The organism is Candidatus Methylomirabilis sp., assembly GCA_036000645.1.
GTDB lineage: Bacteria > Methylomirabilota > Methylomirabilia > Methylomirabilales > JACPAU01 > JACPAU01.
The window spans coordinates 1-24,950 of sequence record DASYVA010000221.1 but is presented as its reverse complement, the minus strand read 5'-3'; the positions used below and the strand labels follow the sequence as shown (position 1 = coordinate 24,950).

29 protein-coding genes are annotated in these 24,950 nt (G+C 71.4%); 21 read left to right on the top strand and 8 right to left on the bottom strand.

What is annotated here, in order from left to right:
• Window positions 1-60: 60 nt before the first annotated feature.
• The 21 genes from shc (at window position 61) to VGT06_12590 (ending at window position 19,466) form a co-directional block, all read left to right on the top strand.
• Entirely contained in the window at window positions 61-1,962 is a 1,902-nt protein-coding gene (gene shc, locus VGT06_12690) for a squalene--hopene cyclase (GenBank protein ID HEV8663977.1), read from the top strand.
• On the top strand, window positions 1,962-2,816 hold the full coding sequence (locus tag VGT06_12685; GenBank protein ID HEV8663976.1) for a carotenoid biosynthesis protein: 855 nt from the start codon (window positions 1,962-1,964) through the stop codon (window positions 2,814-2,816). The genes shc and VGT06_12685 overlap by 1 nt, the downstream gene beginning before the upstream one ends.
• Entirely contained in the window at window positions 2,813-3,814 is a 1,002-nt protein-coding gene (gene hpnH / locus VGT06_12680; GenBank protein HEV8663975.1) for an adenosyl-hopene transferase HpnH, read from the top strand. The genes VGT06_12685 and hpnH overlap by 4 nt, the downstream gene beginning before the upstream one ends.
• A gap of 111 nt (window positions 3,815-3,925) precedes the next feature.
• Window positions 3,926-4,711, top strand: a complete 786-nt coding sequence (locus VGT06_12675) for a hypothetical protein (protein HEV8663974.1) — start codon at window positions 3,926-3,928, stop codon at window positions 4,709-4,711.
• Between the two features lie 19 nt (window positions 4,712-4,730).
• Window positions 4,731-5,660: a hypothetical protein gene (locus VGT06_12670; GenBank protein HEV8663973.1), complete on the top strand. Its 930-nt coding sequence runs from the start codon at window positions 4,731-4,733 to the stop codon at window positions 5,658-5,660.
• 14 nt (window positions 5,661-5,674) lie between these two features.
• The gene (locus VGT06_12665; GenBank protein HEV8663972.1) at window positions 5,675-6,622 is read left to right on the top strand and encodes a hypothetical protein; all 948 of its coding nucleotides are present in this window, start codon (window positions 5,675-5,677) and stop codon (window positions 6,620-6,622) included.
• Complete coding sequence (locus VGT06_12660) at window positions 6,619-7,104, top strand: thiamine pyrophosphate-binding protein (GenBank protein HEV8663971.1); 486 nt, start codon at window positions 6,619-6,621, stop codon at window positions 7,102-7,104. The genes VGT06_12665 and VGT06_12660 overlap by 4 nt, the downstream gene beginning before the upstream one ends.
• Window positions 7,101-7,664, top strand: a complete 564-nt coding sequence (locus VGT06_12655) for a thiamine pyrophosphate-dependent enzyme (protein ID HEV8663970.1) — start codon at window positions 7,101-7,103, stop codon at window positions 7,662-7,664. Before VGT06_12660 ends, VGT06_12655 begins: the two co-directional genes overlap by 4 nt.
• A gap of 7 nt (window positions 7,665-7,671) precedes the next feature.
• A complete protein-coding gene (locus VGT06_12650) occupies window positions 7,672-8,310 on the top strand; it encodes a CDP-alcohol phosphatidyltransferase family protein (GenBank protein ID HEV8663969.1) in 639 nt (212 codons plus the stop codon).
• Window positions 8,307-9,299, top strand: coding sequence for a lysylphosphatidylglycerol synthase domain-containing protein (locus tag VGT06_12645; GenBank protein ID HEV8663968.1), 993 nt, complete (start codon window positions 8,307-8,309; stop codon window positions 9,297-9,299). The genes VGT06_12650 and VGT06_12645 overlap by 4 nt, the downstream gene beginning before the upstream one ends.
• Complete coding sequence (locus VGT06_12640) at window positions 9,296-10,036, top strand: phosphocholine cytidylyltransferase family protein (GenBank protein HEV8663967.1); 741 nt, start codon at window positions 9,296-9,298, stop codon at window positions 10,034-10,036. Before VGT06_12645 ends, VGT06_12640 begins: the two co-directional genes overlap by 4 nt.
• Entirely contained in the window at window positions 10,033-11,139 is a 1,107-nt protein-coding gene (locus VGT06_12635; GenBank protein HEV8663966.1) for a 2-aminoethylphosphonate--pyruvate transaminase, read from the top strand. The genes VGT06_12640 and VGT06_12635 overlap by 4 nt, the downstream gene beginning before the upstream one ends.
• A gap of 31 nt (window positions 11,140-11,170) precedes the next feature.
• A complete protein-coding gene (locus VGT06_12630; protein HEV8663965.1) occupies window positions 11,171-11,920 on the top strand; it encodes a 2OG-Fe(II) oxygenase in 750 nt (249 codons plus the stop codon).
• A gap of 37 nt (window positions 11,921-11,957) precedes the next feature.
• Window positions 11,958-12,623, top strand: a complete 666-nt coding sequence (locus VGT06_12625) for an ABC transporter substrate-binding protein (GenBank protein ID HEV8663964.1) — start codon at window positions 11,958-11,960, stop codon at window positions 12,621-12,623.
• 60 nt (window positions 12,624-12,683) lie between these two features.
• Window positions 12,684-14,069 (top strand): TolC family protein, encoded by a 1,386-nt coding sequence (locus VGT06_12620; protein HEV8663963.1) that lies wholly within the window; start codon window positions 12,684-12,686, stop codon window positions 14,067-14,069.
• A gap of 9 nt (window positions 14,070-14,078) precedes the next feature.
• The gene (gene hpnA, locus VGT06_12615) at window positions 14,079-15,068 is read left to right on the top strand and encodes a hopanoid-associated sugar epimerase (protein ID HEV8663962.1); all 990 of its coding nucleotides are present in this window, start codon (window positions 14,079-14,081) and stop codon (window positions 15,066-15,068) included.
• Window position 15,069: 1 nt separating this feature from the next.
• Window positions 15,070-15,960, top strand: a complete 891-nt coding sequence (locus VGT06_12610) for a farnesyl diphosphate synthase (GenBank protein ID HEV8663961.1) — start codon at window positions 15,070-15,072, stop codon at window positions 15,958-15,960.
• Between the two features lie 22 nt (window positions 15,961-15,982).
• Window positions 15,983-17,035, top strand: a complete 1,053-nt coding sequence (locus tag VGT06_12605; protein HEV8663960.1) for an alcohol dehydrogenase catalytic domain-containing protein — start codon at window positions 15,983-15,985, stop codon at window positions 17,033-17,035.
• A gap of 44 nt (window positions 17,036-17,079) precedes the next feature.
• Complete coding sequence (locus VGT06_12600; GenBank protein HEV8663959.1) at window positions 17,080-18,108, top strand: alcohol dehydrogenase catalytic domain-containing protein; 1,029 nt, start codon at window positions 17,080-17,082, stop codon at window positions 18,106-18,108.
• Between the two features lie 203 nt (window positions 18,109-18,311).
• The gene (locus VGT06_12595; GenBank protein HEV8663958.1) at window positions 18,312-18,719 is read left to right on the top strand and encodes an exosortase system-associated protein, TIGR04073 family; all 408 of its coding nucleotides are present in this window, start codon (window positions 18,312-18,314) and stop codon (window positions 18,717-18,719) included.
• 48 nt (window positions 18,720-18,767) lie between these two features.
• Entirely contained in the window at window positions 18,768-19,466 is a 699-nt protein-coding gene (locus VGT06_12590) for an acyloxyacyl hydrolase (protein ID HEV8663957.1), read from the top strand.
• Here the strand turns inward: VGT06_12590 and VGT06_12585 are convergent.
• The 8 genes from VGT06_12585 to VGT06_12550 all read right to left on the bottom strand — a co-directional run bounded on the left by VGT06_12585 (window position 19,463) and on the right by VGT06_12550 (window position 24,936).
• Window positions 19,463-20,233 (bottom strand): SUMF1/EgtB/PvdO family nonheme iron enzyme, encoded by a 771-nt coding sequence (locus tag VGT06_12585; GenBank protein ID HEV8663956.1) that lies wholly within the window; start codon window positions 20,231-20,233, stop codon window positions 19,463-19,465. The two genes, VGT06_12590 and VGT06_12585, sit on opposite strands and share 4 nt — an antisense overlap.
• Before the next feature lie 88 nt (window positions 20,234-20,321).
• A complete protein-coding gene (locus VGT06_12580; protein HEV8663955.1) occupies window positions 20,322-21,620 on the bottom strand; it encodes a multiheme c-type cytochrome in 1,299 nt (432 codons plus the stop codon).
• A gap of 88 nt (window positions 21,621-21,708) precedes the next feature.
• Window positions 21,709-22,110 carry a hypothetical protein gene (locus VGT06_12575; protein HEV8663954.1) on the bottom strand — a complete coding sequence of 134 codons (402 nt, stop codon included), beginning with the start codon at window positions 22,108-22,110 and terminating at the stop codon, window positions 21,709-21,711.
• A gap of 125 nt (window positions 22,111-22,235) precedes the next feature.
• Window positions 22,236-22,979: a c-type cytochrome gene (locus tag VGT06_12570; protein ID HEV8663953.1), complete on the bottom strand. Its 744-nt coding sequence runs from the start codon at window positions 22,977-22,979 to the stop codon at window positions 22,236-22,238.
• A gap of 81 nt (window positions 22,980-23,060) precedes the next feature.
• Entirely contained in the window at window positions 23,061-23,240 is a 180-nt protein-coding gene (locus VGT06_12565) for a hypothetical protein (protein ID HEV8663952.1), read from the bottom strand.
• Window positions 23,241-23,267: 27 nt separating this feature from the next.
• Window positions 23,268-23,624, bottom strand: a complete 357-nt coding sequence (locus VGT06_12560) for a hypothetical protein (protein ID HEV8663951.1) — start codon at window positions 23,622-23,624, stop codon at window positions 23,268-23,270.
• A 30-nt stretch (window positions 23,625-23,654) separates the two neighbouring features.
• Entirely contained in the window at window positions 23,655-24,689 is a 1,035-nt protein-coding gene (locus VGT06_12555; protein ID HEV8663950.1) for a hypothetical protein, read from the bottom strand.
• Window positions 24,690-24,699: 10 nt separating this feature from the next.
• Complete coding sequence (locus VGT06_12550; GenBank protein ID HEV8663949.1) at window positions 24,700-24,936, bottom strand: hypothetical protein; 237 nt, start codon at window positions 24,934-24,936, stop codon at window positions 24,700-24,702.
• Between the last annotated feature and the right edge of the window lie 14 nt (window positions 24,937-24,950).

Genomic DNA, 24,950 nt, shown 5'->3' with positions numbered 1-24,950 from the left:
GGCCCGGCCCGCGCGCCGGCCGGCGCGCCGACCCGCCCCCGACCCGCCCCCACGGGCCCGATCGCGCTTCCTACCGTTCATGCCGTGGAGCGGGGTCTCGCGGAGGCCCGGGCGGCCCTCCTCGGCCTGCAAGCGCCCGAGGGGTACTGGCTCGGGCTCCTCGAAGCCGACGTCACGATCACGGCCGAATACTGCCTGCTGCAGCACCTGCTCGGGCGCGTGGAGACGCGGCGGGAGCGGAAGGCCGTTGCCCACATCCGGGACCTCCAGCTGCCGGAGGGGGGGTGGAGCATCTACCCCGGTGGCCGGAGCGACCTCAGCGCCACTGCGAAGGCCTATTTCGCCTGCAAGCTGGCTGGGGTCTCTCCGGAGGAGCCCTGGATGCGCCGGGCGCGCCAGGTGATCCTGGATCTGGGGGGCCTCAGCCAGGTCAACGTCTTCACCAAGATCACCCTCGCCCTCTTCGGGCAATACGACTGGGAAAAGATCCCCTGCATGCCGGCCGAGATCTTGCTCCTGCCGCCCCGGGCGCCGTTCAGCATCTACCAGATGTCGTACTGGTCGCGGACGGTCCTGGTCCCCCTCCTGGTCCTCTTCCACTACCGGCCGATCCACGTCCTGCCCCCTGCCCTCGGCCTGGACGAACTCGTCCGAGGCTCCCGGGAGCGGACGGGGCTCGAGCGGGCCTCCCAGCTCCTCAGCCTGAAGAGCGCATTTGTCCTCCTGGATCGCCTCGTCCACCTCTACGACCGGTACCATCTGGCGCGGTGGCGCAGGGCCGCCCTCGAGCGGGCGGAGGCGTGGCTCGTCGCCCGCGCGGAGGTGCCGGGAGGCCTGGGGGGCATCTACCCGGCCATGGCCAACGCCGTCCTCGCGCTCCGCTGCTTGGGGTACTCCGAAAAGCATCCCCTCGTGCAGCAGGGGATCACGGCCCTTGATGCCCTGGTCGCGGAGGGACCGGATCGGCTGCAGGTGCAGCCCTGCCTTTCGCCGGTCTGGGACACGGCCCTGGCCATCCACGCGCTCCTCGAGTCCGGGGTGGCTGCCGACGACCCCACCCTGGTCCGGGCCGGGGAGTGGCTGCTCGCGCGCCAGGTCCGGGTCTCCGGGGACTGGCAGATCAAGCGGCCGGGGCTGGAACCCGGGGGCTGGCCGTTCCAGTTCAGCAACGACTTCTATCCGGACAACGACGACACTGCAGTCGCCTTGATGGCCCTGGCCCGGCTGCGCCTTCCCGATGGCACGCAGCAGGAGGAAGCGCTCCAGCGCGGACTGGCCTGGCTCCTGGGCATGCAGGGGGAGGACGGGGGCTGGGGCTCCTTCGATGCCGATAACAACCGGCTCTGGCTAAACAATATCCCGTTCGCCGACCACGGCGCGCTGCTCGACCCCAGTACCGAGGATCTGACGGGCCGCGCTCTCGATGCCCTGGGGTACTTGGGCTACGGCGGCGACTTCCCCCCGGCCCGCCGGGCCCTCCACTTCCTGCGGGCGACCAAGGTGCCGGGCGGTGGATGGTACGGCCGGTGGGGCGTGAACTACATCTACGGGACCTGGTCGGTGATGCGGGGCCTGAAGGCCATCGGGGAACCGCTGGATCGACCCTACGTGCAGCAGGCGCTCGACTGGCTCGAGGCGGTCCAGAACCCCGATGGGGGATGGGGGGAGTCCTGCGAATCCTACGCCGATCCCGCCGGGGCCGGGACCGGGCCGAGCACCCCGAGCCAAACGGCCTGGGCTGTCATGGCCCTCGTGGGGGGCGGTCGGGCGCGGGGGGAGGCGGTCGCACGGGGGGTCGGCTACCTGCTTCGGACCCAGGAGAGCACTGGGCGGTGGAGCGACCCGGTCTTCAACGGAACCGGCTTCCCCCGGGTCTTCTACCTGCGGTACCACCTGTATCCGACCACCTTCCCCCTCTGGGCCCTGGCAGCCTACCGGAACGCCATGCGGGAGGCGGACTGATGGAAGGGGTCGGGCTCCTGTGGGGAACTCTGGTCCTCCGGCCCTACGTCTTCCTTTTCCTGGGGCTCGCCCTCGTGGCTGCCGCCGCGGAGCAGGGGCTCCGGCGGGCGCTTCGGTTCGCGGGGATCGTATGGGCCACGGCCTTCCTGGCCGAGTTCGCCTCGACCCGGATCGGGGTCCCGTTCGGATTCTATGAGTACACGGGGGCGACGATCGGAAAGGAGCTCTACCTGAGCAATGTCCCCGTCATGGATTCCCTCTCTTTCATCTTCCTGGCCTACGGGGCGGCCAGCCTGGCGCGGCTGTACCGGGCGCCCCGGGGGACGGCCTTGCGGGCGTGGCGGGAGGGGGTGCCCCCGCTCTTCCCGGCCGGCGGGGCGAGGGGGGCGGTCCTCCTGGGGGCAACCCTGTTCATGCTCGCCGATGTCGTCATTGATCCCGTCGCCCTGCAGGGGGAGGACTGGTTCCTGGGGCAGATCTACCGGTACCCCGAGGGCGGGATCTACTTCGGCGTGCCGCTCGCCAATTTCGCCGGCTGGTTCCTGGTGGGGCTCGTGGGTCTCGGGCTGAACGCCTGGTGCGACCGGCGTGCGGGTCCCCGGGCCGCTCCCGAATGGGCCCGGAGCTGGCCGTACCAGGGGCTGTACGGACCCACGCTGTTCGGCCTCGTTCTCGCCTTCAACCTGGCCGTCACCGCCGGCATCGGCCTGTGGCGGCTCTGCGCTGTGAGCACCGGGGTCACCGGATGCCTGGGCCTTGCCGCTGCGTCGCGCCTGGGGGTCGCCGCTCCCCGCCTCGGGGCCGGGAGCGCGGCGCGGGCGGCCGGCGGGCCAGGATGGGAGGTGCGGCGATGAGCGTCCCGCTCAGCCAGAAAGTGGCCGTCATGCGCTACCTGACCCGGATGCGCAGGAACGGCGCAGAGAAGTACCCATGGGTCCTGATGCTGGAGCCCACGCACCGCTGCAACGTCTCCTGCGACGGCTGCGGCCGAATCCGGGAGTACGCCGACACCATGCACCTGAACATGAGCCTGGAGGAGTGCCTGGCCGCCGTGGACGAGTGCCCGGCGCCGGTGGTCTCCATCTGCGGCGGGGAGCCGACGATCTATCCGCACATCGCGGACCTGGTGAAGGGCTGCGTCGCCCGGGAGCGCTTCGTCTACCTCTGCACGAACGCGCTCACCCTGAAGCGGACGCTGGACCGCTACCCGAAGGACGCGCACTTGATTTTCAATATCCACCTGGACGGACTGGCGAAGACCCACGACATGGTCATGAACCTCCCCGGGGCTTTCCAGCGCGCCACCGACGCCCTGATCGCCGCCAAGCAGGACGGCTACCGGGTCTGCACCAACACCACGGTCTTCAAGGAGTCGGACCCCCAGGAGATCATCGAGCTGTGCCGGTACCTCCAGGGTCTCGGGGTGGAGGGGATGCTCCTCTCCCCGGGATTCTCCTACACGGCCGTGAAGGCCGACATCTTCCTGGAGCGGGAGAAGATCAAGGAGACCTTCCGGATCATCTGGGAGGGGGTGAAGGACCTCAGCCTCGGGAATACCCCCGTCTACTGGGATTTCCTTCGGGGGGAGAAGGAGCTCCAGTGCACCGCCTGGGCCAACCCCACCCGCAACCCGAACGGGTGGAAGGGGCCGTGCTACCTCATCACCGACGCCCACCACAAGACCTTCCAGGGTCTCATCCAGGACACCCCCTGGGAGAAGTACGGGACGGGGCGGGACCCCCGCTGCGCCCAGTGCATGGTCCACTGTGGGTATGAGGCGAGTGCGATCCAGGCGGCGGGCGAGAGCCTGAGGGACACCTGGAAGATGTTCAAGTGGAGCTTCCTCTCCTAGTGCTACTGCAGCGAATTGTCCCTCATGCTCGACGGCCGGGGTGCCGGGCCAAATGACGAGCATCATGAGGCCCGAGGGAGGAGGCGGCCGGAGGCGTACGCGGTTTGTACGTTGAGGACCGCCGACGACCGAGAACGAAGTGAGGCGAAGTTAGTTGGCCCGGGACTAGGGGGAGGCTCCGGCCCGACCGTCCTCCTCTGCGCGGCGACGGCGTTCGAGGCCCGCCTCCTGGGCCAGTCGGTCGGGTGCGCGCCGGGGCGCCGGCAGGAGGCGCACCCGGGTCCGCGGATCGTCCTGATCCAGGTGGGAGTGGGCGTGGCCCGCCCGCCCGCCCTTCCTCCCCCCGGAGTGCCGAGTTCCGTCACCGCGCTGCTGAGCGTGGGGCTGTGCGGCGGCCTCGCGCCTGCGGCAGCGCCCGGGACGGTGGTGGTGGCCACGGCGGTCCAGGATGCGGACGGTGGAAAGTCGCCGTGCCATGCCGGGTGGGTGGCACTGGCGGGCCGGGCGGCGGCCGAGGCCGGGATCCCGGTCCTGGGGGGTCCCCTCCTGTGGAGCCCTCGCTTACTTCTGGGCGTGGAGGAGAAGCGGGCGGCGGCCGCGACGGGGGCGGTGGCGGTGGACATGGAGAGCGGTCCCCTCTCCCGTCTCGCGGCCGGGCGGGGGTTGCTCTTCGCCGCCGTGCGGGTCGTCCTGGACGGACCGGAAGACCGGCTCCCGCGCTCCCTCCCGGGGCTGATCGGGCCCGGGGGGGACATGGGGAGCGGGCGCTTCCTCGCGCTCCTCTTGAGGAGGCCGATCCTGGCGGTTTCGCTCCTGGCTCTGGCCGGAAGGGGGAGGCGGGCGCTCGGCGCCCTGGGGAGAGTCCTGGCCAGCATGTTGGCCGAGCCGCAGGGCTGAGGCAGAAGGGTGGGGTGTCGTGGACTGGGAGACCCACATCGTTTTAGCCGGGAAGCTCCTGGAGGCGTGCGCCCTCCCGAAGGGCGCGGCGATCTACTCCGTCCTGCCGGTCATCGACATCGAGCCGATCCACTACCACCGGCAGTACGCTCACCTGCTGGCCAATCAGCCCCTGATGGTCGAGATCGCCGGCGACATCTTCGCCACGCCGGAGTGCCGCACCCGGGACTTCCCCGCCCTCCGGCGGCGGATGGCTGCCGTCGTGACCGACTTGGAGGCGGCCGCCGCGGCCGCGCAGACGGATCCCACCGCCTCCCCCTTCGAGAAGCTGGAGGCCCGCAACCGGGCCTATTTCACCCGCCGGATCGCCGAGGATGCGGAGCACTTCATCACGACGGAGCTGGCCGGCGCGGTGAAGGTGCTGGGGCCGGAAGCCGCTGAGATCAGCACCGACCGGCTGGCGGCCTCCCTCAGCCTGGTCAGCCACACCTACTTCGACACCTTCAACAATCCGGTGGGCGTGTTTCTCCCCCTTGCCGCCAACTACTCGGCCCACTGGGACCTCTTCGCGAGCATTGACTACCTGGAGTACAAGGCGTCCTTCTACCGCCCGGACGTGATCCGCCCGTTCCGCCGCGCCATGCATGACAGCGACGTCTGGCGGCGGGCGTTCCCGGGTGAGGAGGAGGCCGAGGGGGGCGGCCGCGGCGCAAAAGCCGCCGAGGGGAGTCCTCCCTACGATGCAGCCGCCCTCATCAAGGCGATGATCCAGCGGCTGGGGGCGCTGGCCCCGGGCATCTCCCCCGCGAGCGTGGAGATGGCGATCCGGAACTTCCTGGCGACGATCGGCCTCGCGCAGGTCGTCCCATCGGACCGGGAGCTCCGCTTCTGCCGGGCGCTCGAGGCCGAGATCCGGGAGCGGGTCCGGACCCTCTTCCCCCGGAACTGAGGCGCGGGGTTTTCATGGACCTCACGACGCACCTCGTCCTCGCCGGTCGCCTCCTGGAGGCCTGCAACCTCCCCGAAGGGGGCGCGCTCTACGCTGTCCTCCCGGAGATGGACGTGAGGCCCGCCCACTACCACCGGCAGTTCGCCAATATTCTCCTGTATCAGCCGACGATCATTGATGCGGCGATCGAGATCCTGAGGCGCCCCGAGGCGAGGACGCGCGACTTCGCCGCCCTCCGGACCGCCCTGGCCCCCGCCCTGGCCGATCTGGCGGCCGAGCGGGACCGCCTCCGGGCGGGCCGGCCGACGGAGAAGGGAGCGGTCCGCGAGGCCGGGAACCGCCACTACTGCGTCAGCCGCCTGCTCGAGGACCTGGAGACGTTCTTCGCGGAGCTGGACCGGGCCGTTCCCTCCCTGGGCCCGGGAATCCTGGAGGTGAGCACGGACCGAATGGCCGCCGCGGTGGCCTTCCTCAGCCATACCTACTTCCTGACGTACACGTATCCTCCCATGCCGTTTCTCCCCTTCTCCCCCATGGCCGCGCAGCAGGTCGCGTTCGTGGAGGCGGTAGATTACTTCGAGTTCACGGGCGTCTTCGCCCGCCCCGGGCACCCCGAGGCGGAGGCGTTCCGGCGGGCGCTCCTCACGGCGCGCGACCTCTGGGACCTCGCGGTCCCCGCCGCCGACGAGCCCGACCCGGTCATCCGACGCCGGATGCTGGAGCAGGACGGCAAACCCCTGCAGCCCGTGGCCCTCGTGAAGGCCATGATCGAGCGGCTCGGGGCGCTGTGCCCCGGCATCGAGCACGCCGCCGTCGAGAAGGGGGTCCAGCTCTACCTCCGGTACCTGGGGTGCGTCCAGGTGGTCCACGCCGACCGGGAGCACCGGTTCCTGCGCCGCCTGGAGGCGGGGATCCTCCGCGCGGCGGCCGCCCGCTTCGGGTGGAGGCGGGGGCGGGCATGAGCGTCCCGGGGGCCGCCTTCGTGGGCGAGCTGAAGCGCCACGGATTTGACTTCTTCACCGGCGTCCCCTGCTCGTTTCTGACGGCGATCCTCGATCGCCTGCAGGCGGAAGGCTACCGGGCCGCGGTCCGGGAGGACGTGGCGATCGGTCTGGCCGCCGGGGCCTACCTCGCCGGGCGCCGGCCCGTCGCCCTGATGCAGAACTCGGGCCTGGGGGTCTCCCTGAACGCGCTGGCCTCGCTGAACCTCATCTACCGGATTCCCGTGCTCCTCGTCGTCAGCCTGCGGGGCTATCAGATAGAAGACGCACCGGAGCACTGGGTCATGGGGGAGATCACCCCCCGACTCCTGGAGACCGTGCGGATCCCCTACCGGATCGTGGGGGAAGCCACCTACGTGGAGGACTGCGCCGTCATGGCGAGGGTCTGCCGGGAGGAGCGGTTGCCGGCCGCTCTCCTCATCCGGCGGGGGATGGTGGCGTGACCCGGGCCGAGGCCGTTGCCGCCGTCCGGGCCGTGCTCACCGACGAGGTGGTCGTTCACGCCAACGGGGCGATCTGCCGGGAGTCGTTCGCCGTGGGGGATCGGCCCGGCAACTTCTACATGATCGGCTCCATGGGGCTCGCCGCCTCCATCGGACTCGGGGTGGCGCTCGCGCGCCCGGAGAAGCGGGTGGTCGTCCTCGACGGGGACGGGAACGTTTTCATGGGCCTCGGGACGCTGGCGATGGTGGCCGCCGAGGGCCCCCGGAACTTCCTCCACGTGGTCCTCGACAACGGGACCTACGGCTCCACGGGGAGCCAGCCCACCCATTCGCGGCAGGTCCCGCTGGAGGAGGTCGCGCGGGGCTGCGGATACCGGCGGGCGCTGCGCGTGGCGGAGCGGGAGGCCTTGGTGGCCGCCGTCCGGGAAATCCAAGGACAGCCCGGGCCGGTCTTCCTCCTGGTGGAGGTGAGCCCGGAGGAGTCGGCGGGTCTCCCGCGCGTTCCGCTCCCTCCGGAGGAGATCGCCGACCGGGTCCGGGGCTACCTGGCCGGGGGGTAGGAGAGCAGTGGTCACGGTCGTGGCGACCAAGCCGGAGTGCCTGACCCAGTGGTTCTCGCGTCCTCTCACGCGCCTGCTCCTCCAGACCCCCCTCACGCCGAACCAGGTGACGGCGGGAAACCTCCTGGTGGGCCTGGCTGCCCTCGGCGGTCTCGCCGCAGGCACCACCGGGTGGGCCCTGGCGGGAGCGCTCCTCCTCCAGGGCTACTATGTCCTGGACCACTGCGACGGGGAGGTGGCCCGGGCCCGGGGCCTCACGAGCCCGGCCGGCTTCTGGTTCGACCGTGGGGCGGACGTGGTAGTCCATACGCTCCTGTTTCCGGCCCTGGCCATGGCGGAGAGCCAGCGGACCGGTACGGTGAGGCCCCTCTGGCTTGGGGGAGTCGCCGCCCTCGCCATCGCGGCGGTCTTCGGCGCCTTCGCCCGGCAGCGCCTCGGGGTCCCGTCGCGCTTGCCGGCGGCGCCCGGCCGGGCCCCCCGGCTCCGGCGCGCCCTCCAGTGGCTGGCGGCGGGGGACTTCTCCCTGTTGGTCCTCCTGGTCGTCCTGCTGGGCCTCACGCAGCCGCTCCTGTGGGCCGCGGCCATCGGGGCGCCGCTCTACCTGGTGGCTATTGTTTTCCTGGGGCTGGAGGACCCCGGCGGATGAGGGGCCTCAAGGGGGCGCTCTTCCTCCTGGGTCTCTCCCTCCTCGGGCTGATCCTGTGGCGGGTCGGCTTCGGCCCGGTCCTGGCGGCGCTCCAGCCCATCGGCTGGGGGGTTGTCGTTCTCATCGTGGCTTACCTTCCGGTCTGGATCCTGGATACCCTCGGCTGGAGGTTTGCGTTTCCGGCCGGCTCCCCCCGCGTCCCCCTGCTGCGCCTCCTTCGCATCCGGCTCTCGGGGGAGGCCTTCAACGTCCTCACGCCGACCCTGGACGTGGGCGGGGAGGCGGTGAAGACCCTGCTCCTGAGGCGGGAGGGGGTCCCGACGGTCCAGGCTCTGGCCTCCGTGGTCGTGGCCAAGACCAGCCTGGCCGTGGCGGAGGTCTTCTTCCTCCTCGCCGGCCTGGGGGTGGCGATGCAGACGTTTGCCCTCCCGGTCGCCCTCCAACGCGGCATCGGGCTCTCCCTGCTCGTGGGAGGTGCCGGGGTGGTGACCTTTCTCCTGCTCCAGCGCCGGGGCCTCTTCGGCTCGGTGGCGGCCCTCTCCCGGCGTCTCGGTCTCGCCCGCCGGTTCTGGCGGGAGCAGGCCGCGGCCGTGGCCGCGCTCGATGAGACCCTCCGGGCCTACTACGCTCGGCCGGGCCGCGGGGCCCTCTCCGTGGCCTTTCACTTGCTGGGCTGGCTGGCGGGGGTCCTCGAAGTCGTTCTCATCCTCCGGTTCCTGGACCTGCCGGTCACGGCGGCTTCCGCACTGGCGCTCGAGGCGGGCCACCAGCTTTTCCGCGCCGCCGCCTTCTTCATCCCGGCCAAGCTGGGGGCGCAGGAGGGGGGAAGCCTGATCGTGTTCTCGGCGCTGGGGTTCCCTGCGGCAGTGGGCGTGGCGGTGAGCCTCCTCCGGCGGGTCCGGGAGCTGGCCTGGGTCGCGCTGGGTCTGCTCCTGCTGGCTGGAGGGAGCGGAGGGACGCTTCTCCTCGGGGAGGTCGGGCGGCCGTGAAGGCGGTCATCCTGGCGGCGGGACAGGGCAATCGGTTGGGAGAGATGGGCCGGGAAGGCCCCAAGTGCCTCCTCCGGTTCGGGGGGGAGACGCTCCTCAGCCGGATGCTCCGGAGCCTCGCGGGGCTTCACCTGGAGCCGGTCATCGTGGTGGGGTTCCTGGCCCATCTGGTCCGGGAGGAGGCGACGCGGGCCCTGCCCGGCACGCCGCTCTGCTTCGTCCACAATCCGGCGTACCGGGCGGGGAATCTCCTTTCGACCTGGGCGGCGCGGGAGCACCTGGAAGGCCCGGCCCTCCTGATGGACGCCGATGTGCTCTTCCACCCGGAGATCCTCCGGCGCCTCACCGCCTCACCCCACGCGGACTGCTTCCTCCTGGACCGGCACTTCGAGCCCGGCGAGGAGCCGACCCATGTGGCCGTGGATGGTGGGCGGGTGACCGACTTCCGGCGCAACATCCGGGAGCCCCACGAACTGATCGGGGAGTCGGTCGGGTTCTTCAAGCTCTCGGCGGCGGCGGCGGCCGACCTCGTCCGGACGCTGGGGGACTTCGTGGCCCGCGGGAGCCGGGAGGCCTCCTACGACGACGCCCTCCGGGAACTCCTGCCGCGGCACCGGTTCGCCGCCGAGGACGTCACCGGGCTGCCCTGGACCGAGATCGACTTCCCCGAGGACGTCGCGGCGGCGGCGCGCCTTTCCATCGAGGTGGACGCCGCCCGCGTGGGAGCCCAGCGATGAGGGAGTTTGTCCTCCTCAATCCTGGCCCGGCCAACACCACCGAGACCGTCCGCCGGGCGCTGGTCACGCCGGACCTCTGCCACCGGGAGGAGGAGTTCTTCGCGGTGATGCGGGAGGTCCGGGAGGAGCTGACCCGGCTGGCCGGGGGGGAAGGGACTCACCGGACCGTGATCCTCACCGGCTCCGGCACGGCGGCGCTGGAGGCCACGATCTGCTCCGTGCTCGAGGAGGGACGGGCCCTCCTGGTCATCGACAACGGCGTCTACGGCGATCGGATCCGCCGGATGGCCGAGGCGCACCGGATCCCCCATCACGTCCTGAAGACCGAGTGGACGGAGCCGCCCCGCCTCGCCGACCTGGATGCGGCCCTGCGGGCCCATCCCGACGTCAGCCACGTCGCCGTCGTGCACCACGAGACCACCACGGGCCTCCTGAATCCGGTCCGGGCGATCGGGGAGCTCACGGCGCGCCACCAGCGCGGTCTCATCGTGGACGCCATGTCCTCCTTTGTGGGGGAGCCGCTGGACGTGAAGGGGGACCGGATCGAGTTTTTGGTGAGCAGCGCCAACAAGTGCCTCCAGGCGATGCCCGGGCTCAGCTTCGTGATCGGGAAGCGAGCCGTCCTGGAGGTCCTGCGGGATCGCCGGCCCCGCAGCGTGTACCTCGATCTCGGGACGCAGTTCGCGCTGCAGGAGCGGGACGATACGCCTTTCACCCCCGCCGTCCAGCTCTTCTTCGCCCTCCGGCAGGCCCTCCGGGAACTCCGGGCCGAGACGGTGGCCGCCCGGCAGCACCGCTACAGGGAGTCCGCCCGCCGGCTCCGGGAAGGGATGGAGGCGCTCGGGTTCCAGATCCTCCTTCCCCCGCAGCACCGCGCGAGCACCCTGACCACCTTCCGGCTGCCGAAGGGCCTCACCTACCCAGAGCTCCACGACGCGCTCAAGCTCCGGGGCTTCGTCATCTATGCCGGCCAGGGCGGTCTCCGCGAGCACGCCTTCCGCGTCGCCAACATGGGGACCCTCACCCCCGCCGACATGGACCGGGTGCTGGCGGCGTTCGGGGAGGTCCTGGCCGAGCGCGGGACCCCGCGCGTGACCGTTTGAGGGGAGAAGGGTGTCGCCAGAGGGGAGGCCCATGGGGCGGAACGAGGGTCAGGCGGACAGCCTGGGGCAGGCGGTGGCGGCGGCCGTCCGGGCGCTCGACTTCGAGCAGGTGCGCCGAGCGTACTGGGAGCAGAACGAGTTCGTTTTCCTCGAGCGCTTCCTCCCCGCCGCGGTGGTGGCCGAGCACCTGGTCCCCCGGGTCGAACGCCTCAGACCGCACGTGCACCGCTCCTACATCCCACGGTTCAAGAAGGGGGGCAGCATCAGCGCCTACACGCTCCGCGAAGAGGCCCCCGCGTTCTTCGAGGTGTACCGCTCGCCGGCGTTCGTCGATTTCCTGAGCCGGCTGGTGGATGCGCGCCTGAGCCTCTGCCCCCCGAACGATCCGCATGCCTGCGCACTCTACTTCTACACCGAGCCCGGCGATCACATCGGCTACCACTACGACACGTCCCACTACAAGGGTGCGCGGTACACGGTGCTGATGGGCCTGGTGCAGCGCTCCGAGCACTGCCGGCTGGCCTACCAGCTCCACAAGGACGTCCCCGGGCGGGAGACCAGGGAAGTCCAGGTCGCGACGGAGCCCGGCTCGATGGTGATCTTCAACGGCGATAAGCTCTGGCACGCCATCACCCCCCTCGGCGATGGGGAGGAGCGGGTGAGCCTGACCCTCGAGTACGTGACGAACCCGGCGATGGCGCCCCACAAGCGACTTCTCTCGAACCTGAAGGACGCCTTTGCCTACTTCGGCGTCCGGGCCCTGCTGCGGGGACGCCGGTGAGGCCAGTGGCCCCGGTCGGACGGCTTGCCGGAGGAGCATGCGGGTGGCCGGAGGCAGCGTCGTGAGCGGCAGGCTCCGACTCCAGCTCGGCGCAACGGCGGTCGCGGCCTGGTGGGCCCTGGGAGGGGCCGGGCCCGGCTTCGCCTCCCCCCCGCCGGGAGCCGCGGTGCGCACGCTCGTAGAGGAGGTGCGGGGGGTCCTGGACGACCCGGCGCTCCAGGGAGCGGGGCAGACGGAGAGCCGGGACGCCAAGATCCGGGAGCTGCTGGCGGCCCGCTTCAACCTTGCGGCGATGGCGGCCGAGGCGCTGGGGGAGCACCTGGCCCCCCGGACGCCGGCGGAGCGGCGGGAGTTCACCCGCCTCTTCGGCGAGCTGTTCACCCGGGCCTACACCCGCCTGGTCGTCACCTTCCTGACGGAGGCGGCGATGGAGTACGGGGCGGAGGAGGTCCAGGACGGGACGGCCACCGTGCAGACCGGGGTGGTCAATCGGCGGGGGGACCGCCTCCCCGTCGCCTACCGCCTGGAGCGGGCGGGGGAGGCCTGGGAGCTGCGGGACGTGGTCATCGACGGCGTCAGCATCGTGGAGAACTACCGGGTGCAGTTCCACAAGATCATTGCGGCGTCATCCTACGAGACCCTGGTCAAGCGGCTGCGCACCAAGCGGGAGGAGGTGAGCGCCGGCAGCGGACCCCCGCAGTAGGCGGCGCCCCGGCCGCGGGATCCGCCGCCTCCCCCTCCGCCAGGTGCCGGGAGGGAACCGATGGCACCGATGCGAGGGCTCGATCTGCGGGGGGTCCTCCCCGCCGCCGGCCTCTGCCTCCTCCTGCTGGGCGTCCCCGCGGCGCACCCCGCAGCAGGTGAGGAGCCGGTCCGGCTCACCCTGGAGGACGCGGTCCGGCGGGCGGTCGCGCGGAGCGGCGAGGTCCGGGGGGCCACCTTTGGCCTGGAGGCGGCCCGGAGCCGGGTGGCCCAGGCGGATGCCGGCCGGTATCCGCAGCTCGAATTCACGGCGATCACCGGTCCCTCCCCCCGGGCCCGGGGGAATCAGGTCTCCTCCCCCGACAGCACCAGCAGTCCGGACATCACCGGCATCTTCGGCCGGGCCGACTTCACCATCACCCAGCCGCTCTATACCTTCGGGCGCCTCACCGCGCTCCGCGCGGCGGCGCGGGAAGGGGTGGCGGCCACCGAGGCGGAGGTCCGGGAGCGGGAGGCGGCGAGCGCGCTCCGGGTGAAGACGACCTACTACGGCCTCCTCCTGGCGCGCGACCTGAAGCTGCTTCTCGAGGGACTCCAGGCGCAGCTCCGGGGCGCCCGGGAGAAGGTCGAGCAGCAGCTCCGGGCCCGGAGGGCCGGGGTGGATCAAATCGATCTCTTCAAGCTCCAGACTTTCGAGGCGGAGCTCGCCCGCGCCCTCCTGGAGCTCACGCGGCACGAGGCGGTGGCGGCGGACGCCCTGGCCGTCCTCGCCGGGCTGCCTCCCGGTCAGCGGGCCGAGCCGGCCGAGGAGCGCCTCCTGCCCGAGCCGAACCCCCCACCTCCCCTCGAGCACTACCTGGACGCGGCCCGGGAGGCCCGGCCCGAGCTCAAGCGCCTGGCGGCCGGCCTCGCCGCCCGGGAGCACCAGCTCGAGGCGGAGCGGGCCACCTTCTACCCCCAGCTCTTCATGGCGGTGATCGGCTCGTTTGCCGGGACCACCAACCGGGATCGGGTGAACAACCCCTTCATCCGGGACGAGTTCGAGCATACCGAGCTGGGGGTGGTGGCGGGGCTCCGGTGGTCCTTCGACTTCGGCGTGACGGCGGGCCGGGTCCGGGAGGCGCGGGCCGAGCGGGACCGGCTGGAGGCCTTGAAGGAGACGGCGGATGACGGGATTCCGCTGGAGATCCGCCGGCTCCACCGGGAGCTGACGGAGGCTCGGGCTGCCATCCCGGCGACCGAAGCCGCCGCGCGCGCGGCACGCCGCTGGCTCGTGGCGGCGGTGGCCAACTTCGACCTGGGGGTCGGGGAGGCCAAGGACGTCGCGGATGCGCTCGGCGCCTATGCGAAGGCCCAGAGCGATCACCTCCGGGCGCTGTACAATGAGAAGGCCGGCCTGGCGGGCCTGGAGGCGGGTGTGGGCCGGATTTCCGCGGGACGTCCGTAGGGGGGTGGCGTGACGGCGCTGGTGACGGGCGGGACCGGCTTTCTGGGAGCCCACCTGGTCCGGGCGCTCCTTCGGGAGGGGGAGAGCGTCCGCTGCCTCGTCCGGCCCGGGAGCGACCGCCGGAACCTGACGGGCCTGCGCGTGGAGGTGCTGGAGGGAGACATCACGGATCCCGCCGCGACGGCCCGGGCGGTCCAGGGCTGCGACACCGTGTTCCACGCGGCCGCGGCCTATCAGCTCTGGGTCCCGGACCCCGCCCCCATGTACCGGACGAACGTGGGGGGAACCCGGACGGTCCTCGCGGCCGCGGGGGAAGCGGGGGTGAAGCGGATCGTGTACACCAGCACCGTGGGGGCCCTGGGGAACCCCGGGGATGGACGGCCCGGGCCGGCGACCACCCCCGTCACGCTGGCCGACATGGTGGGGCACTACAAGCGCTCCAAGTTCCTGGCGGAGCAGGAGGCGCTGCGCCTTCACCGCGCCGGCCTCCCGGTCGTCATCGTGAACCCGTCAGCCCCCGTCGGCGCCTTCGACGTGAAGCCCACCCCCACGGGCCAGATGCTCGTGGACTTCCTGCGGGGGCAAATGCGCGGGGTCCTGCGTACCGGGCTCAACCTGGTGGCGGCCTCCGACGTCGCAGCCGGGCACCTGTTGGCCGCGGAGCGGGGAAAGGCGGGGGAGCGGTACATCCTGGGGCATGCGAACCTGATGCTCCAGGAGGTCTTTGCCCTCCTCGCGCGCCTCACCGGAATCCCCGCCCCGCGCCTTCGGGTCCCCTACGCCGTCGCGTACGCCGCCGCGGTTGCCGCGGAGGGGCTCTCCCGCTTGACCGGGAAGCCGCCCCGGATCCCGTTGACGGGTGTGCGGATGGCGCGCAAGATCATGTTCTTCGACGCCGGGAAGGCGGTCCGGGAGCTGGGCCTGCCACAGACGCCGGTGGAGGAGGCGCTCCGGGAGGCCGTGGGATACTTCACCGCCCACGGCTACGTGGGGCGCTGAGATGGAGACGGCCGAGTACCTGGAGGAGCGCCGGCGCCTGGTGGAGGAGGCGCTCCACCGGTACCTGCCCCCGGAGACGGCGGAGCCGGCCCTCATCCACCGGGCGATGCGCTACAGCGTCTTCGGCGGGGGGAAGCGGCTGCGTCCGGTCCTGGTCCTGGCCGCGGCGGAGGCGGTCGGCGCCGCCGCCGAGCCGCTCCTCCCCGTGGCGGCCGCCCTGGAGCTCATCCACACGTACTCCCTGATCCACGATGATCTCCCGGCCATGGACGACGACGACTTCCGCCGGGGCCGGCCCACGAGCCATCGGGTGTTCGGGGAAGCGGTTGCCATCCTGGCGGGGGACGCCCTCCTGACCGAGGCCTTCGGCCTCCTGACCGGTCCGGAGTGCGCGAGTCGCCACGACCCGAGGCGGCTCCTCACGGTGATCCAGGAGGTCGCGTCCGCCGCCGGGTCGCGGGGGATGGTGGGGGGGCAGACCCTGGACATCGCCTCCGAGGGGCAGAAGGTGGACGCGGCGCACCTCGAGTCCCTCCATCGGCACAAGACCGGGGCCCTCATCCGCGCGGCGCTCCGGGCCGGGGCGCTGCTCGCCGGCGCTACGCCGGGACAGCTCGAGGCCATCACGGCCTACGGGGAGGCGGTCGGCCTCGCGTTCCAGATCGCGGACGATATCCTGAACGTGGAGGGGGAGGCGACGGCCACGGGGAAGGCGGTAGGGAGCGACGCCGCCAGGGGGAAGGCGACCTACCCGGCCGTCCACGGGCTGGAGGACGCGAAGGCCCGGGCGGCCGGCCTGGTGGCCGAGGCGCTCCGGGCGCTCGAGCCCTTGGACCGGCGGGCGGATCCCCTGCGCGGCATCGCCCGCTTCATCGTCGAGCGGCGGGGGTAGTCGGAACAGGCGGGAGAGAAGCGTGGAGATACCCCGGACGATGCCGGCAGCCGTCTACGTCGGGGACGGGCGCGTGGAGGCCCGGACCCTGCCGGTCCCGGCCATCGGGCCGGGGGAGCTGCTGGTGGCCCTCCGGAGCTGCGGCCTCTGCGGCTCCGACATCCATAAGATCGTCCACGGGACGGTGCCGCCCCCCGCGGTCCTCGGGCACGAGGTGGTGGGGACCGTGGCGGCGGTGGGGGAAGGCGTTCGGGGATTTGCTCTCGGAAGCCGGGTGGTGGTGGCGCACCACGTTCCCTGCGGGACGTGCCACTACTGCCGCCACGGGAACGTTTCCATGTGCCGGGCCTTCCGGTCCGGGAACCTCGATCCGGGGGGCTTTGCCGCCTTCATCCGGGTTCCGGCCCGCCATGTGGCGGAGGTCACGTTCCCCGTTCCCGATGCTCTGGGCGACGACGAGGCAGCCTTCACCGAGCCGCTCGCCTCCTGCCTCCGAGCGGTCAAGCGCGCGGCCCTCCAACCGGGGGACGCCGCGGTGGTGGTCGGGCTCGGGTCGATCGGGCTCCTCTTCACCCAGCTCTTCCGCGTCCGGGGCGTCCGGGTCGTGGGGGCGGACCCGCTCCCGGAGCGGCGAGGGCTCGCCCTGCGGTTCGGGGTGGAGGCGGCCCTCGACCCGACCAGGGAAGACGTGGCCGCGGCCGTTCGGGCCCTGAGCGACGGCCGCGGGGCCGACCTGGCCATCCTGGCAGCCGGCAGGGCGGCGACCCTCCCCCCAGCGTTCGGGTGGGTCCGGGATGGCGGCGCCCTCTGCTGCTTCGCCCCCCTGGGGCCGGATGCGGAGCACCCGGTCAACCTCAATCCCATCTACTACCGGGAGCTGACCCTCTTCGGGAGCTACTCCCCCTCTCCCGCCGACCTTCGGGAGGCGCTGGGATTCCTCGCATCCGGGCGCGTCCGGGTGGCCGAGCTCATCACCCACCGCCTTCCCCTGAGCGCCCTGGCAGAGGCGGTGGCGGCGGTCCGGGAGCACCGGGCCCTGAAGGTGGTCCTGAGGCCGCATGCGGAGGGCGCCTGATGTCCCCTCGCGGCCGTCGGGCGGCTGGGTCTCTCCCGACCAGGATGCGGGCGGTCACGTTCCACGGCCCGGGGGACATCCGGTACGGGACCGTCCCGGTCCCCCCGCTCCGGCCCGGGGAGGTGCTGGTCCGGGTCCAGGTCGCCCTCACCTGCTCCACCGACGTCAAGACCTTCCGCCGGGGCCATCCGGTGATGATCCAGGAGGTTCCCACCGTCTTTGGCCACGAGTTCGCCGGAGAGGTGGCGGCGGTGGGGGAAGGGGTGTCCCAGTTTTCGATCGGGCAGCGGGTGGCCGCGGCGAACTCGGTCCCGTGTCTCGCCTGCGAGGACTGCCGGCGGGGGCAGGAGAACCTCTGTGAGCACCTCCTCTTCCTGAACGGCGCGTTCGCGGAATACGTCCGGGTCCCCGCCCCCCTCGCGGCGGTGAACCTGCTCGCCCTTCCCGACGATCTCCCGGCACGGGAGGCGGCCTTCCTGGAGCCGCTGGCCTGCGTTCTGCACGGGATTGATCGAGCGAACGTCCGGGCGGGGGAGACCGTGGCCGTCCTCGGGACCGGCCCCATCGGCCTCCTGCTGCTCCAGGCGTCGCGTCTGCGCGGCGCGCGCTGCATCGCGGTCGGCCGGGGGGCGCTGCGCCTCAGCCGGGCCTACGCGTGCGGCGCGGAGGTGGTGGTGGACCTCGCCGCCGCCCCCGATCCGGTCGCGGCGGTCCGGGAGCGGACGCCGGGTGGCCTGGGGCCCCACGTCGTCATCGAGGCGGTGGGGCATCCGGAGGCGTGGGAGCAGGCGGCGGCGACCGTCCGGAAGGGCGGAACGGTCGTCTTCTTCGGCGGCTGCGCCCCGGGCAGCGCGGTCCGACTCGACACCCGCCGTCTCCACTACGAGGAGTTGACACTCCTCGGGGTGTTCCACCATACTCCGGGCTACGTCCGGGAGGCCCTCCGCCTGCTCGCCGGGCGCCAGCTCACCCTCGAGCCCCTCATCAGTCACGAGATGTCGCTGAAGGATTTGCAGGCGGCTCTCACCGCGATGGAGCGGCGGGAGGCCCTCAAGGTCGCCATCATCCCCTGATTTTTCGGGCCTGGAACTGGCGGGGGCACCGGCCCCCGCCGACCCACCCGGATGGGGTCGATCCCCCGCGCCACGGACGGCCCCTCCCGCGCATCAAACAGGGTAGCTCTCGGACGCAGTGGACCCCCGGGGCGAGGTGCCTCCCAGATGCCTCGCTTCGGGGTGACCTTCCTTCGGGGAAGGGGAGAGGAAGGAGTGGGGAGATGCGGACCGTCATGCGGAGGGTGTTGCTCGGGGGCCTGACGCTCCTCGTGAGCGTCGCCGTGGCCTGGGGGGCGGAATCGGCCGCGGAAGAGGGTTCGCCGGGGCCGAATGGCACCGCGGGAGCCTGGGAGAAGGTGGAGCGGGGCGTGAGCAATCTCACGGTGGGGTTTGTCATCGAGGTGCCCAAGACGGTTGCCGCGGAAAGCGAGAGCCACGGGCCGGCCTTCGGCCTGACCGCCGGCCTGATCAAGGGCATGGGCCTCGGGGTCGGCAGGACGCTGGTCGGGGTCTATGAGCTCCTCACCTTTCCCTTCCCCAACGGGTCCGACTACGGGCCGGTCCTGGAGCCCGGGACGCCGTTCTCCACGGCAAGGACCGAGCGGTTCCTCGATACGCAGATCCGCTGACCGGGGCTGGGCAGCCTGGAGACAGACGGCGAGCGCGGGGGAGGGCGCATGGAGACAGACCCGCTGCGGCGAGGCCGCCGGGCCGCGGGGGCCATCCCGGTCCTGGCCGGCGGCCTCGTGCTGTTCTGGGCGGGCGTGGCAGTCGCCGTCGAGGAGCCGGGGAAATCCCGGTTGGGCCTCAGCCTCCCGCTCCAGGCTCCGGCTCGTCCGAGCGGGGGACCGGCGTTCCCGGGGGAGCTCCGAAAGGGCTCCCAGGAATTCACCTTCCTGGTGGGGTACGGGGACCAGGCCGACATCCCCGAGAGCAGCAGGGAGGATCGGGAATTCCTCTTCTTGACGCCTCGGTGGGGGGTCGTCCTGACCGAGCCTTTGGGGCGGAGCTTCTGGCGGGGCGGCCTGGAGTTCCTGACGGAGCCGAGCGCGATCATCACCGCGGATAAGCCGCGAGTCCTCTCGGGCGGGATCGCGGCGCTGCTCAAATACAACTTCTATACGGGGACCCGCCTGATGCCCTTCGTCGAAGCAGGGGCCGGCCTCATGGTCTCCACGAAGCGGCTGGAAGGCCAGGGGTCATCTTTCAATTTCACCCCACAGGTGGGCGCCGGCTTCCACTACTTCCTGACTCCGGAGTGGGCCCTCACCGCTGCCTACCGATTTTGGCACGCCTCGAACGCCGGGACCGCCGATCCCAACCGGGGCGTGAACACCAATACTTTCTTTGTCGGCCTCGCCTACTTCTTTCCCTAGGACCCCGGCTCAACCGCGGGACCGGCGCAGCGAAACCCAAACAGGATGTGCCGGGAACTGGGCGGGCGCCCGTGACGGGATGCTGGCCGGCAGATCCCGGCTTCGTCGTCCCAGGATCCTGCCCCCTTCATGACCCGCCGGCCATCCGGGTAGCGCGAGGCCGTCCACTCGAAGACGTTCCCGGCCGCATCGAACATCCCGTAAGGGCTGCGCCCAAGAGGATAGGCCGTCACCGGGGTCGTGAAGAGGGGACCGGCCTCGGCGTTGTTGAGGCGGCGGGGGTCCCAGGTCTTCCCCCAGGGAAACCATCGGCCATCCGCTCCCCGCGCGGCCTTCTCCCACTCCTCTTCGGTCGGGAGGCGGAGCAACCGTCCCTCCCGCGTCGCCCGCCACCGACAGTAGGCCTCGGCGTCTTCCACGCTGACCAGGACCACTGGATGCTCCCCCAGCCCCGGCGGCGGCTCCCCGCCCTGCCAGAGGAACCGCGTGACCTCCCGGTCGTAGTCGTGCACCAGGAATCCCTGGGCCACGTATTCCTCCTTGCCGATCCCGGGCACCCTGTGGCCCGTGGCCCGGACAAAGGCGAGGTATTCGGCGTGGGTCACGAGGAATCGGTCGATCCAGAAGGCGGGGAGGGAGAGGATCCGGCGTGGCTCGTCGTCGTACCAGCGAGCCTGCCGGGCTACGGGGCTGCTGGCGCCGTAGGCCCAGGATCGCTCCGCCGCGTCGCTCCCCATGATGAAGGGACCGGCGGGGATGAGGACCATAGGGGCCCGGGCGGACGAAGGGGCGAGAGGGATCCAGGCAGCCACGAGGAACGCAAGAACCAGCAAACCAGCGCGGCCCATGGTCCCCTCAGGAGATGCGGCGCTCCTCTTCGAAGATGGGGAAGGGGGAGCGGCGGGTCTTCTCCAGCGCTTCCCGGAGGAGGGGCGCCCCGGCGGCGCCCGGGGCGCCGGCCAGCGTCGCCTCGAAGAAGCGGGTGTAGAAGTGGTCGGGGTAGACCACCACGCTCGCCCGGAGGCGCAGGCCGGCCCGCGGGACCTTCCGCCGGTACGCGAAGGTGTGCGTCTTGCCGGGAGGGATCCGGGTATCGTACAGCTCCCGGCTGAGATCGAGCGTGACCTCGCGTCCGATCGCCTCCTCCTGGATGGTCCCCTCCACTGTCCTGCCGCTGCCGTCCGCTATGGAGGCCCGCACGATCACCTTGGGCGTCACGTACGTCGGGAAGAGGTGCCCGACCCCCGCGTTGGTCACCGTCAGGGTCGCGGTGAGGGTTTCCCCCGGAGCGTAGCGCCTCTTGCCGATCGTGAGGCGGATGCTCACCCCCTGCCGGACCACCTCCGGGTCGTGGATGCCCCGCCACACGTGCCGGCGGTCCGGCATGTGGCAGTCCTGGCACTGGATGCCCCGGGCGGCGTAGGGTCCCCCCTTCCACTCGTTGTAGGTATTCTCCAGAAACTTCCCGTTGAGGGCGTAGCCGTCCGGGCCGAACTGGTGGCACCCCTTGCAGAACTCCGCCCTCTGAAAGGCGGGGGTTCGGGTCGCCCCGTTGTGGGGGAGTTGCTCGCGCGGGATCGTGGTGGGGATGGATCCGTCCCGCCGCCGCGGCCCGAAGCGCTCGTGACCCCGCACATGGCAGCCGGCGCAGGTGAGGCCCTCCCCCTGCAGGGCCCGGTCGAACTGGGGGTTCTCCACGAGGCCGGCGAAGCCAAGGCGGTCCACCCCGGAGATGAGCTCCTGCTGCTCCGAGAGGGGGGCGTGGCAGGTGTAGCACTGGCGGGCCGTCTCGGGGTCTTCCTCGACCATGCCCAGGGTCTGCCCCCTAACACCCGGCCCCATGCTCTGGCTGTGGAGGCTCGTCTTCCAGTCGGCGTATTGGGAGGCGTGGCAGGCGCCGCAGGCGTCCGGCGCGAGGGAGGCCTCGAGGGGGGAGAAGCGGGGGGGAGGGGGTCCCTGAAGGGGGACGGGGACCGTCCAGTGCCGGTCCAGGAAGGCCTGGGTCGCTTCGGCGCCGGGAGGCTCGGGGGAGGCGGCCTGGCTCCCGCCGCCTCCGGCCGCGAGACCGAGGAGGAGCGCGGCGAGGAGGCAGGGCGAGCGGGCCCGCAGGCGGCGCGCGGTGCGCCCTGAGGGATCCCGCCCTGTACTCGACATGGACTCGATCATAGTTTGCGTCGTCTCTGGACACAACAGAGGCGGGTCAGGCGACCCGCCTCTGGGCCGGCAGTCTGCGCCGCGCGGTTTAGAATTTTGGCTTCTTGGCGTCCTCGGCGCTCAGGGTTTTGGCCTTCTCCGCTGAGAGGTCCTTGGCCAGGCACGGGTTCAGGGTCTTCGCCGCACAGGGATTCAACGTCTTGGCCGCACACGGATTCAGCGTCTTCGCGGCGCAGGGGTTGAGTGTCTTGGCTGCACACGGATTCAGCGTCTTCGCGGCGCACGGGTTCAAGGTCTTCGCCGCACAGGGGTTCAGCGTCTTGGCCGCACACGGGTTGATGGTCTTCGCCGCGCACGGATTGATCGCCTTTGCCGCACACGGGTTGATCGTTTTGGCCGCGCAGGGGTTGACCTGCGCCTGTCCCGCAGCCGCCGGCAGGGCCAGCGCCACGGCCAGCACGAAGAGAGTCCGCAGCCTGCGACAGTTCATGGTCGATGTCCTCCTTTCGGGGAAACCGGACGCCTCACTGGCTCAGCTCACCACTCGCGCTCTTCGCGCTCTAACTCTGAGACCTTCCCGCCGCGCCCGCGGGTCGTTGGTCCGCGGAGGCGATGCTACCGCGTGCCCTCGATGAAGGTCTTCCTGATGTAGAGGATGACGCTCCAGATCTCCTCGTCGCTCATGATGTGCCCGTAGGGGTTCATGGTGTTAAAGCCCATCTGCTCCGTGGCCCCCAGCCGGCCCTTCTTGATGAGCGCGAAGAGGAAGTCATCGCTGAATCGCTCCATGAGGAGGCGGTTGGCGTAGTCGGCCGGCGGAGGCTGGACGGCACTGACGAAGGTCGGGGGCGGCGGGCCGTCGTGTCCGACGGCCGTCGGCCCGTTCCCCCGCCCCCCCGGGCCGTGGCACGTGGCGCAGGCGGCGTCGAAGATCTCCCGGATCTCCGGGTCCTGGGGCTGGCCGGTCCGGAAGCTCCGCTCGAAGGTGATCAGGCGGCGAATCTGGTCGTCCTCCAGCGCCTCCTCGAAAGAGGGCATCGACGTCGCCTCCAGGGGGGAATTCGGGACCTCGCGCCGCAGGACCGCCAGCTTCCCGTGCTTCACTACCTCGAACACGTACTGTTCGGTCATGCGGCGCATGTAGTCCGGGTTGCTGAAGACCTGGGGGCGGGGCATGGTGTTTGTGTAGCTGGGGCCTTTCCCGTCCCCGGCGATCCCGTGGCAGGAGAAGCAGATCTCCCGGTACACGCTCTCCCCGACTGCCAGGTTGCCGAGCTGCTCCGCCTGGGAGGCCGCCCCGGCGAGGCCCGGGAGGAACAGCCAGACGGCGGTCGCGGTGAGAGCCCCCCACCATGACATGGGCGAGATCCTCCAGCAGGGCGGGCAGGCCGGGGGGCGACCCCGGCCGGCCGGTCCGGTCTTCCCCCGGCTGCCCATGGCTCACTGCTTGGGCGCGCAGGGATTTCCCGCCTTGGGGGCGCATGGGTTCGCCGGTCCGCTGATCTTCTTCATCAGCGCGGCCCGCTCCTTCTCGAACTGCTTCATCTTGGCGTACACGTTCGGGGTCAGGGACGCCACGTAGGCTTGCAGGTCGTTGAACTCCTGCGAGTTGGGATCCATCGGCTCCCGGCCGAGGAACATGGTGTTTCAGAGGTCGTTCATCTGGCCCAGGTTGACCAGGATCCCGGGCCCGGCCACCCGCGGGAAGTGCAGCGCCGAGTCCTTGAGGGGAGGGATGGGGATCGGGACCGGGTTGCCCGCGAAGTCCCGCGCGGTCCCCCCGATGGTGCCGCCCCGCGGATGACACCCGGCACAGCCGAGGTCGTTGAAGAGCTTGCGCCCCCGGGCGATGGCGGCGTCGATGGAGTCGTTCGGCTTCAGGGTCTCGTGGTACGGCCCCATCGGGATTTCCTTCTTCTGCTGGGCCATGCCACTCTCGGGCTGGCCCAGCAGGACGGCGGCCGCGCCCACCGCCGTCACCACCCACCGGACTCCTTCTCGCATGGTCTCACCTCCGTTTGCCGAGGGTGTCACTCACGGGGAGGTGGTCGCCCCGAGGGCTCCACCGCCGGTGCCTCCTCGCGCCGGCGGACTGGTTCCGCCGGCCTCCGCCCACCGCTCCCCGCCGTCAACGCTCTTCAGGATGAGGCCGCCGCTCGCAGCGTAGAGAGTCCCCGCGCCATCGGCGGCCCGCACGATGCTCGTGAAGGAGAGAAAGGTCGCCCGGTTCCCCAGGTAGCGCCACCGACCTCCGCCGTCACCGCTCCTGAAGAGGCCCCCGAGCGTCCCGGCCAGGATCTGGCCCGGCCGCGGCCCGGCCAGGAGGGCCAGCACCACCGGGTGGGCAAGGCCATCTGAAGCCGCCCGCCAGCTCCGCGCGGCGTCCTCGCTCCGGAAGACCCCGGTCCCCGCGGTGCCGGCGTAAAGCGTCCCGGCAAGGTCGACCGCAAGCGCCCGGATGTGCAGGTTGGGGAGGCCAGTCCCGGCGGACTCCCATGCGCTCGCGCCGCGGAGCCGTCGGAAGAGTCCGCCGAAGCCCCCGACGTAGAGGGTGCCGCTGCGGGGATCCCGAACGAGGGCCCGGAGGTCTTTCGCCGTCAGGCCGAGGTTGTCCTCGCGCCAGGTCCGCCCCGCGTCATCGGTGGCATATACCCCGTCCTCCGTGCCGGCGTGGAGGGTGCCGCCCGGCTCCACCAGCAGGACTCGGACCGCCCGGGCCGAGAGGCCCGCAGGCCGCCACCACTGCCCGCCGTCGGTACTCACGGCCAGGCCGCTGTCGGTGCCGGCGAACACCCGGCGCGGCTCGGCCGGATCCACCAGGAGGGCCCGGACGGCCAGGTCGTGTAGGCCAGCCGAGGATCCGCTCCAGGTTTCCCCGGCATCCGTCGTCTTGAAGACTCCCTGGCCGAAGACCCCTGCGTAGAGGGTGGCGGGGTCTACGGGGTCGGGTGCCAGAGCCACGACCAGACCGTTGAAGCCCCCTGCCTGCAGCCGGTGATGGTGGGCGCGTGCGGGGGCCGGGAAGAGGACGGCCCCGGCGGTGAGCAGGATCCCCAGGAGTTGCATCATCAACCGGACGTCACTTCTTGGGCGCGCACGGGTTGGCGGCGCAGGGGTTCCTTGCCGCACACGGATTCTTTGCAGCGCAGGGGTTTGCCGCGCACGGATTCACCGCCTTCGGGGCGCACGGGTTCACGGGCTTCGCCGCGCACGGGTTGGCGGCGCACGGGTTGGCTGTCATCCCCGCCCCCGCTTGCGCGATGTAGACGTACCGTGCCTTCTTCTGCTTCCCGTAATCCAGGAACGAGACCGTCACCCTGTCGCCGGGTT